Origin of the sequence: Brucella pseudintermedia (assembly GCF_008932435.1) — a bacterium.
GTDB lineage: Bacteria > Pseudomonadota > Alphaproteobacteria > Rhizobiales > Rhizobiaceae > Brucella > Brucella pseudintermedia.
On the sequence record NZ_WBWE01000018.1, the window covers coordinates 51,192 to 59,975 of the forward strand.

Consider the following 8,784-nt stretch of genomic DNA (forward strand, 5'->3'; position numbering starts at 1 on the left):
CTTATTCTTCGGCTTGCGCCGTACCGGCCTCTGCGGCGCGGCTCTGGTCAATAACGGCGGCGAGCTGGCGCAACGCGTCGTTCAGACCTTCATGGCTGACCGCCGAAAGCAGCAGCGGATCGCGCCCACATGCCTTTTTCAGCGCCTTGACCTTGGCCTTGCGCGCTTCCGCGTCCAGCGTATCCACCTGCGACAGCGCCACGATCTCCGGCTTGTCGGCAAGCCCGTGCTCATAGGCTTCCAGCTCGCCGCGAATGACCTTGTAGGCCTTGGCCACATCTTCTTCCTGCGCCGACACCAGATGCAGAAGGACGCGCGTGCGCTCGACATGGCCGAGGAAGCGGTCGCCAAGGCCGACGCCTTCGCTCGCCCCTTCGATCAGGCCCGGAATATCGGCGATGACAAACTCGCGCCCGTCCACACGCGCCACGCCCAGATTGGGGTGCAGCGTGGTGAAAGGATAATCGGCAATCTTCGGCTTTGCCGCTGTCACGCTTGCGAGGAAAGTGGATTTTCCGGCATTGGGCAGGCCGACCAGACCGGCATCGGCAATCAGCTTCAGGCGCAGCCAGATGGTGCGCTCGATGCCTTCCTGTCCCGGATTGGCGCGGCGCGGCGCGCGGTTGGTCGAGGTCGTGAAATGCAGGTTGCCGAAACCGCCATTGCCGCCCTTGGCAAGACGATAGCGCTGGCCGATTTCGGTAATGTCGCAGATGAGCGTTTCGTCGTCTTCCTCGAAAATCTGCGTGCCGACCGGCACTTTGAGGACAACGTCGTCGCCCTTGCCGCCGGTCATGTTGCGGCCCATGCCATGCATGCCGGTCTTGGCCCGGAAATGCTGCTGGTAGCGATAATCGATCAGCGTGTTGAGGCCGTCAACGGCCTCCACCCACACATCGCCGCCGCGTCCGCCGTCGCCGCCGTCTGGACCGCCGAATTCGAGAAATTTCTCGCGGCGGAACGAAACCGCCCCCGCCCCGCCATTGCCGGAGCGGATATAGATCTTTGCCTGATCGAGAAACTTCATCTGAACGTAACCTTCTTGGATGCCCGCGCTGCGGCAGGCTTTGGGGCGGCGCGCGCCCTGATATCGTTACAAGCGGGCGTGCCCGCCTGTGGTGTGTTGCAATTACAGCAAAACCGGCTTCCTGCAAACAGTCGAGGAAGCCGGTTTATGCCTATTTCGAGTTCCGCTCAGGATCGGTGAAATCGATATAGATCAATTCCTGATCCAGATACTGGCCCTGAACGCAGAGCGACTTGGGTTCCACGCCGTAAGTCTTGAAGCCAAGCGCATAATAGACACGTTTGGCGGCTTCGTTGGTCGCGACCACCTTGGCATCCAGAACGACGACATGGCTGGCCGCGTGGTCGACGACCTTGCCGACCAGAGCCCTGCCGAGGTCCAGCCCGCGCGCTTCGGGAGCCACATAGACGCCCCAGAGCGTACCGCGATGGCGCTCGGACTTGCGGTCATGGCGGAACATGCCTGCCGTTCCCAGCAGGTTTTCACCGTCGAAGGCACCGAAAACCACATTGCCGTCCACCTGTTCCAGACGGCGCGCGAAGACGCTGTCCGAATAGGCGTTTTCTTCCTCGAAACTCGAACCGAAAGCCATCGGCGCAAGTTGCAAACCGCTTAATCTTATAGCCCGGTAGCGGTGCAGGTCGCCCTTTTCGAGCGCGCGCACCACGATCCTGTCGCGGGCGATTGCGTGCATATCCATCATTTCATTCCCCGATGATTATAGGTCCTGCGCCTGTCCGGAAAGGCTTCACGCAGGACCGTTGCTTATCTTACGACTGCCAGCTTCTCAGCCCGATCCAGGTGCGGCGGTCGAGAACATAGCGCTCCACCGGCACATTGCCTGCGGCAAGCGAGTCGGCCATGCCCATGCTGCTGAACTGGAACCCGCATTTGTGGATCACGCGGCGCGAGCCGCCATTGCTGGCGCGGCACGAGACATGCAGCCGCTCGATTTCCGTTGCGCGGAAAGCGAGATCGATCAGCACATGCGCGGCTTCGGTGGCAAAGCCGTGGCCCCAATAGGGTTCGCCCAGCCAGTAGCCGATTTCCAGCCCCTCGCCGTGCTTATGCGCATGGATGCCGCAGCACCCCATGAAGATGCCGGTTTCCGCTTGCGTGATCGCGTAGGTGCAATTGCCCATCTCGCCTTTTCGCACGCGCTCGACAAAATCGACGGCGTTTTCACGCGTGTATGGATGCGGCATACGGGCAAGCATACTGGAGACGCGGGCGTTATTGGCAAGATAGGAAATCGCATCCACGTCTTCGGCATGTGGCGGGCGCAGCACCAGCCTTTCAGTGACGAGGACGGGACAGTCCAGTTCATAAGCCAGATCCGCGCTCAGATCGGGGCTTGCTTCACCTGCCGCGCCGGGCGACAGATCGGTGTAACTGCCTCTTCTTTCGCTACTGCTAGCGTCGTAACAATCTTCTTCCAGAACTTCGACAACCATTTTTCGTTCCTCCAGAGCGTTTCATTTGACGCGCACCTTGTTTGAAAACCGCTTCACACTTTTCGAGATGCGCTCAAATGCAAAAAGGGAAGATGGGTGGCCCCATCTTCCCTTCGATCTTTTGGCTAGGCTGCCATTTACACCGGGTCCGATGGGACGCCGGTGCTTTAAAGAGTGCCCGGCTTACTCTGCTGCTTCCGCGATCGGGTTAACCGACACGTACGTGCGACCGTTGGCTTTCGTGCGGAAAGACACGGAGCCGTTTACGGTTGCAAAAATCGTGTGGTCCTTGCCGAGGCCGACATTGGCGCCCGGATGCCACTTCGTGCCGCGTTGGCGCACGATGATGTTGCCAGCGAGCACAGCTTCGCCGCCGAACTTCTTCACGCCAAGGCGTTTGGATTCTGAATCGCGACCGTTACGCGAGGAACCGCCAGCTTTTTTGTGTGCCATTGGTGTTCTCCTTTAATCTGTCTGTTTACTCAGCCGTTGCGGCCTTGGCTGCGGCCTTCTTGGGCGCTGCCTTCTTCGGCTTTGCGGCTTCGCCTTCAGCGGCGTCTGCCTTCGGAGCCTTCTTCTCGGCGGCCGTCTTGGAAGGCTTCGCGCCGTCGGTGAGGATTTCCGAGATGCGGATGGTCGTCAGTTCCTGACGATGACCGCGGGTGCGCTTCGAGTTCTGACGGCGACGCTTCTTGAACGCGATGACCTTGCGGGCACGGCCCTGTTCAACGACTTCGGCGGTGACGAGGGCACCGGCGACGGTCGGGGCGCCAATGGTCGTGCCGACCATCAGGACTTCTGCGAATTCTACGATGTCACCGGCTTCGCCAGCAACTTTTTCGACCTTGATGAGGTCGTTTGCGGCAACGCGATACTGCTTGCCACCGGTCTTGATGACTGCGAACATTTGTTGTCCTTTCGGTTGTTCGGTCCGGCTCTCACGATCTGCGACATTGGCGTCGAAGCGATGGGCCGTCTTTTTATCAGTCGGTTGGTGAGCGGGCTCTTGCCCTTGATCGCAGCCTTGGGAAAGCCCGAAATCTGCAATCAAAACAATAGGCGCGGATCACCCCACGCCCAAGGTCTGGTGCTTATAGGTTCGAAGCGGCAGAAAAGTCAAGAATTTTCACAACGGAATGCAAATTAGCTCTTGTCTAATCGGCGCTGGCCCGTTATTGAGCCGCTGCACGCTCGGCATTCGTTATTGATGCTTGTTACTGTGCGATTCCTCAAGGGTCGTTTTACAGTGCTGCACAACGCGGAGAGGTGGCTGAGTGGTTGAAAGCACCGCACTCGAAATGCGGCATGGGGGCAACTCCATCGGGGGTTCGAATCCCTCCCTCTCCGCCATTTGTTTCCCTGCACGATCACATGGCCCGACGGTGGATAGCGCATCATTTGCCGCCGCAGACACGAGCATGCTTCTCCGCATGGAGGAAACCATGCTAGAAAAGATCATGAGTGTGTTATCCGCCGTTGCTCCCGTCTATCATCCCCCGCTGAAACCCTATGTCTCGATCCTTCATCGCGATGCGGGTTTTCTCGTGCTGGACAAGCCGAGCGGCTTGCTGTCCGTACCGGGGCGTCATACCGCCCTGTCCGACAGTCTCGCAACGCGCGTTCAGGAAGAATATCCGCAGGCGCAGATGATCAATCGTCTCGACAAGGATACATCGGGCATCGTGCTGATGTCGCTCGACCGCAAGGCACATGCCGCCATCGCCGCGCAGTTCGAGGCGCGGACCACGGAAAAATCCTACGTCGCCGTGGTCTGGAGGCGCGTTGAAGAAGAGCAGGGTCTGATCGACCTGCCCCTGGCGATAGACCCCGACAACAAGCCGCGTCATCGTGTCGATCACGCTCACGGCAAGCCCGCGCAGACACGCTGGCAGGTTCTGGGCCGGAGCGAAAACACCACGCGCCTGCGCCTCTTTCCCCTGACTGGCCGCACGCATCAGCTGCGGGTGCATATGAAAGCGCTCGGCCATGTGATCCTCGGCGACGAATTCTACGCCGAAGGTGAAGCGCTCGCCGCCGCAGACCGCCTTCTTCTCCACGCGGAAGAGCTGTCTTTCCGGCACCCAGATGGCCGGGCCGTGAGCTTCACCGCGCCCTGCCCGTTCTGAGAGCAATCATGTCGCAGAAAATCGATACCTCGGAACTGCTCGTTGATTTTGTCGGCGGCGCTGTCGGCCACAGGTTCCGCTCCGGCGAAGGACGCGGCCAGCCTCTCGCCAAGGCAGCCGGGCTGACGCGCGACGCCACGCCGGAAATCGTCGACGCGACGGCTGGTCTCGGGCGCGATGCCTTCCTGCTGGCCTCCCTCGGCGCGAAGGTGACCTTGATCGAGCGCTCGGAAAAGATGCATGGGCTTCTTGCGGACGGACTGGCGCGCGCCGCCGCGCAGGGCGGGCGCTATGCCGAAACGGTGGCGCGCATGACGCTTTTGCACGGGGATTCCCGCCTGCTCCTGCCTGAACTGAAGCCGCAGGTCGTGCTGGTCGACCCGATGCACCCGCCGCGCGGCAACAGCGCGCTCGTCAAGAAGGAAATGCGGCAGATCCGCGAGATCGTCGGCACCGATCCGGATGCCGAAAAGCTGATGCAGGTGGCGCTGGAAGCCGCGCAATACCGCGTGGTGCTGAAGTGGCCCTTGCGCGCCGATCCCATGGCCGGATTGCGCAAACCCTCCCATCAGATACTCGGCAAAAGCACGCGCTATGACGTGTTCGTCAAGGCGAGGATCGGCTGAACATAACGCAAGAGTTATGACTGTCCGCTTCCGTCCGATGCAAAATCGCGCGACATCTCCACAGAATAGATGCTGACGCTATTGCGCCCCTTCGCCTTGGCGTCATACATGGCGGCATCCGCAGCCGCGAACAATTCCCCCGCCAACCGGCCATGCCGGGGAAAACAGGCGACACCGATACTACACGTTATCTCCAGAGATGTGCCGCTGAGTTCGACCGGCTCGCTGATCCTGCGTCTTATCTCCTCCAGCCGCGAGCAGAAATCGCCCTCGTCCGCCTTCAGAACGAGAATGAATTCATCGCCCCCCATGCGACCGGCAAGCTCCCCCTCGCCGAGCAACAACAGGATCCGCCCGGCAATCTGCTGCAAAAGCCTGTCTCCGGCCGCGTGCCCGAGCGTATCGTTGACCGGCTTGAACTGATCGAGGTCGAGAAAGCCGACAGCCACTTTGCGCGAATGGGCTAACGCGTGCTCAAGCATATGTTCGAGCCGCCGTTCCAGAAAAGCCCGGTTTGCCAGTCCCGTCAGCGCATCATGTTCGGCCAGATAACGGATGCGCTCGTCGGCGATGCGCCTGTCGATAGCAATTCCGGCCATCCCTGCGGCCGAGGCCAAAAACTCGCGCAGGTCGTGATCGTCAGAAGCCTCGCCATCGGCAATGAAGCCCAGAATGCCATGCCCTGCACCGTCCGCGGACGGGATTTCCATGGAGAATATGGCTTTGCCCTCGGCAGCAAGCGCTGTCAGCGCAGCTTCAAGGCGCGCCGGAGAAAGCGGCTGCGGCTCCCGCCTCAGGTCGTCCGCCGGAAAAGCCAGCGAGGGGGCCGAGATAATGACATCGTCAGCCGTTTCACCCGTCACAACAGCGACGCACTGAACGCCGGTGGCCAGACTTTCCAGCAACCGGGTCAATTGATCCACGAATTCCGGTATCGCAACGGCACTCACCGTCATTTCCAGAATGCGGGCTTGCACCTGCATGAAGCGTTCAGCTTTCTTCTTGATGGAAATGTCGCGCGATACACCCACAACACCGATGATATTGCCGTTTCGGTCACGCAGAGGCACGCGCGAAATCATCAGCCAGCGATCGGCACCTCCGCGCATGGCACGCTCTTCATAGCCAAGGTCGGGCACGCCGCTTTCCATGACCCGCCTTTCGATTTCAGCAATGCGCGCCGTAATCGCGGCTTCGCCATGAATATCGAAGTCTGTCAGCCCGATAAGTTCATGGATGTCTGACAGGCCATTGTTGCGGACCACCGCATCGTTGGCAAACAGGAACCGCCCTTGCAGGTCCTTGGCATAGATGAAATCCGGCACGTGATTGATCATTGCGACGAGCCAGTCGAGCTGGTCCGTGCCTGTGGGGGCATCGTCGCCCGTCATTGGCTGCGGCGGCCTGCGCCCTTCGGAAGGGTGCGGATCACTGACACGCTCGCTGGCATTCTCGCCGTTACCGTTGGCACCCAGCGCGGATGCGTCTGCCAGACCTTTCATGGATCGGGCCCCTCCATGCCCGAGAACATATTAGCAATCTTTTGGGTGGTGGGAATGGTATAAAAGGGCCGCACCCGCGCTTTGCACTCCATTCGGCATTCTTTTCCGTGACTTTACGCGCGCCACGCAAACTGCCACCATTGTGCTGGAACAGAATAGTGATGCAGTTGTTTCAAAATTCGCGCGGTTCACCTGCCAATTGCTCCCGGCATATCATTTTGATCACGAGGCCCCATGAAAAAGAGCATTGACCTGACGACAGCCCCGATCAATCAAGCTCTTCTGCTCTTTGCCCTGCCGACGCTTGGCTCTTCCATATTGCAGTCGGCCAATGGTTCCATCGACACAATCTGGATCGGCCAGTTGCTGGGCGAATATGCGCTGGCGGCCACCACGAACGGCAATCTGGTCATGTTTCTGCTGACCGCTTTCGTCTTCGGTTTCGGCATGGCATCGACGATCCTGATCGGACAGGCATTCGGGCGAAGGGATATAGAAACCGCGCGCACCATAGCGGGCACCACAGTTGGCACTTTCGTGCCGCTCAGCATCGTGGTCGCAGCCATCGGCTGGCTGCTCGCCCCAAAAGTTCTGGCGCTGCTGGGAACGCCTGACACCATCGAGCCGCTGGCGCGCGCGTTCCTGCAGGTCACATTTCTCGCCATGCCGGCGATCCTGATGCAGACAATCCTGATGATGGCTTTGCGCGGCAGCGGCGACGCGGTGACCCCGCTGATATTCATGGGAATGGCGGTGCTTCTGGACATAGTGCTCAACCCGTTTTTTATCCTGGGTTGGGGTCCGCTGCCTGCGCTCGGTATTGCGGGTTCGGCACTGGCAACGGCTGTCGCGAATTACATAAGCCTCGCAGCGATGCTTTATTATATCTACCATCGCGATCTGCCGTTGCGGCTGCGCGGCAGGGAGTTGTGGCTTCTTGTTCCGGACCGAAAATTGTTGCGGCTTATCTTTGTCAAAGGGCTGCCAATGGGCGTCCAGATGATCGTCGTCTCAAGCTCGATGCTGACCATGATGCGGCTGGTCAACCGCGAGGGTGTGGACACGACAGCCGCCTTCGGCGCCACGCAGCAGCTCTGGACCTATGTGCAGATGCCGGCCATGGCTTTGGGGGCCGCGGTCAGTGCGATGGCAGCCCAGAACATCGGCGCGGGAAAATGGGACCGTGTCAGCGCCATAACCCGCATTGGAACAATCTATGCCGTTCTGATGACCGGTGCTCTTGTCGTGCTGCTGCTGGTCGCCGACCGGCAGGCCCTGCAGATATTTCTCGGCGCTGAAAGCCCGGCCATCGCGATCGGCCGGCACATCGGGCAGGTAGCCACCTGGGGATTCATCGCCTTCGGCGTGACTATGGTTCTCTTCGGAACCGTACGCGCCAACGGCCAGGTTATATGGCCGCTCGTTATTCTTTTCGTATCAATGTATCCTGTGCGTCTCGGCGTTGCTCTTGGCCTGCGGGAACAGCTTGGTACGGATGCGCTCTGGCTGAGCTTTCCCGCCGCGATGCTTTCCACCCTGCTGATGTCATCAATCCTCTATTTCCACGGAGGCTGGAGAAAGAGTTTCTCCATGCACGTCGATGCCCACGAGTTGCAAGGTGAAGCAGCATGCGTATCGCAATCCACGGAAGCAGCACCATCCAGTAACGCACTTGCTCCAAATGCGCCTCTGGTGGCAGAAGTAAAAACCGGAAGCTAAGCTTCCGGTTCTGCCGAGGAAAAAGGGAAGCCGTCCCGATCACTTATGGCGACGTTATGATCGTCGCCATGTCTTGTTTCTCCGACATGAGGTTTCCGCGTCCAGCGCGTTGTCTGGGGTGCGGCTTTTGTTGGTGAGGGGAGCTATCTTAGCTCTACAAACACAAAAGCCCCGCGTTTTGTTGCGGGGCTTTGTATGTGATTTTGGTTGCGGGGGCAGGATTTGAACCTGCGGCCTTCAGGTTATGAGCCTGACGAGCTACCGGGCTGCTCCACCCCGCGCCAGGGTGTTTGTTTTAGAACCGGTTGGGTATTTTTTGCGTTTAGCGCT

Annotated in this window: 9 protein-coding genes and 2 tRNA genes; 4 read left to right on the forward strand and 7 right to left on the reverse strand. The window is 59.7% G+C overall.

The annotated features are described in order from the left end of the window. Position 1: 1 nt before the first annotated feature. The 5 genes from obgE to rplU form a co-directional block, all read right to left on the reverse strand. On the reverse strand, positions 2-1,027 hold the full coding sequence (obgE, locus tag F9K78_RS20045; RefSeq protein ID WP_121983868.1) for a GTPase ObgE: 1,026 nt from the start codon (positions 1,025-1,027) through the stop codon (positions 2-4). A 151-nt stretch (positions 1,028-1,178) separates the two neighbouring features. Next, the gene (locus F9K78_RS20050) at positions 1,179-1,730 is read right to left on the reverse strand and encodes a GNAT family N-acetyltransferase (RefSeq protein WP_121987137.1); all 552 of its coding nucleotides are present in this window, start codon (positions 1,728-1,730) and stop codon (positions 1,179-1,181) included. Between the two features lie 67 nt (positions 1,731-1,797). Next, positions 1,798-2,481 carry a GNAT family N-acetyltransferase gene (locus tag F9K78_RS20055; RefSeq protein WP_121987138.1) on the reverse strand — a complete coding sequence of 228 codons (684 nt, stop codon included), beginning with the start codon at positions 2,479-2,481 and terminating at the stop codon, positions 1,798-1,800. A 183-nt stretch (positions 2,482-2,664) separates the two neighbouring features. Beyond that, on the reverse strand, positions 2,665-2,934 hold the full coding sequence (rpmA, locus tag F9K78_RS20060) for a 50S ribosomal protein L27 (protein ID WP_002964927.1): 270 nt from the start codon (positions 2,932-2,934) through the stop codon (positions 2,665-2,667). A 25-nt stretch (positions 2,935-2,959) separates the two neighbouring features. Further along, positions 2,960-3,388 (reverse strand): 50S ribosomal protein L21, encoded by a 429-nt coding sequence (gene rplU / locus F9K78_RS20065; RefSeq protein WP_121987139.1) that lies wholly within the window; start codon positions 3,386-3,388, stop codon positions 2,960-2,962. A gap of 353 nt (positions 3,389-3,741) precedes the next feature. On the opposite strand from rplU, the gene F9K78_RS20070 reads away from it, so the two are divergent. The 3 genes from F9K78_RS20070 (at position 3,742) to F9K78_RS20080 (ending at position 5,233) form a co-directional block, all read left to right on the forward strand. Continuing rightward, a tRNA-Ser gene (locus tag F9K78_RS20070) sits at positions 3,742-3,831 on the forward strand. A gap of 107 nt (positions 3,832-3,938) precedes the next feature. Further along, positions 3,939-4,607 carry a pseudouridine synthase gene (locus F9K78_RS20075; RefSeq protein WP_121987143.1) on the forward strand — a complete coding sequence of 223 codons (669 nt, stop codon included), beginning with the start codon at positions 3,939-3,941 and terminating at the stop codon, positions 4,605-4,607. An 8-nt stretch (positions 4,608-4,615) separates the two neighbouring features. Then, on the forward strand, positions 4,616-5,233 hold the full coding sequence (locus tag F9K78_RS20080; protein ID WP_121987140.1) for a class I SAM-dependent methyltransferase: 618 nt from the start codon (positions 4,616-4,618) through the stop codon (positions 5,231-5,233). A 14-nt stretch (positions 5,234-5,247) separates the two neighbouring features. On the opposite strand, the gene F9K78_RS20085 is transcribed toward F9K78_RS20080, so the two are convergent. Continuing rightward, complete coding sequence (locus F9K78_RS20085; protein WP_121987141.1) at positions 5,248-6,735, reverse strand: diguanylate cyclase domain-containing protein; 1,488 nt, start codon at positions 6,733-6,735, stop codon at positions 5,248-5,250. A 234-nt stretch (positions 6,736-6,969) separates the two neighbouring features. Between F9K78_RS20085 and F9K78_RS20090 the strand changes: the two genes are divergently transcribed. Continuing rightward, a complete protein-coding gene (locus F9K78_RS20090) occupies positions 6,970-8,454 on the forward strand; it encodes an MATE family efflux transporter (RefSeq protein WP_121987142.1) in 1,485 nt (494 codons plus the stop codon). 204 nt (positions 8,455-8,658) lie between these two features. On the opposite strand, the gene F9K78_RS20095 is transcribed toward F9K78_RS20090, so the two are convergent. Next, positions 8,659-8,735, reverse strand: a tRNA-Met gene (locus F9K78_RS20095). Between the last annotated feature and the right edge of the window lie 49 nt (positions 8,736-8,784).

Coding starts and splice junctions, on each gene's coding strand:
- obgE (WP_121983868.1), bottom strand. CDS start 1,027: ATGAAGTTTCTCGATCAGGCAAAGATCTATATCCGCTCCGGCAATGGC.
- F9K78_RS20050 (WP_121987137.1), bottom strand. CDS start 1,730: ATGATGGATATGCACGCAATCGCCCGCGACAGGATCGTGGTGCGCGCG.
- F9K78_RS20055 (WP_121987138.1), bottom strand. CDS start 2,481: ATGGTTGTCGAAGTTCTGGAAGAAGATTGTTACGACGCTAGCAGTAGC.
- rpmA (WP_002964927.1), bottom strand. CDS start 2,934: ATGGCACACAAAAAAGCTGGCGGTTCCTCGCGTAACGGTCGCGATTCA.
- rplU (WP_121987139.1), bottom strand. CDS start 3,388: ATGTTCGCAGTCATCAAGACCGGTGGCAAGCAGTATCGCGTTGCCGCA.
- F9K78_RS20075 (WP_121987143.1), top strand. CDS start 3,939: ATGAGTGTGTTATCCGCCGTTGCTCCCGTCTATCATCCCCCGCTGAAA.
- F9K78_RS20080 (WP_121987140.1), top strand. CDS start 4,616: ATGTCGCAGAAAATCGATACCTCGGAACTGCTCGTTGATTTTGTCGGC.
- F9K78_RS20085 (WP_121987141.1), bottom strand. CDS start 6,735: ATGAAAGGTCTGGCAGACGCATCCGCGCTGGGTGCCAACGGTAACGGC.
- F9K78_RS20090 (WP_121987142.1), top strand. CDS start 6,970: ATGAAAAAGAGCATTGACCTGACGACAGCCCCGATCAATCAAGCTCTT.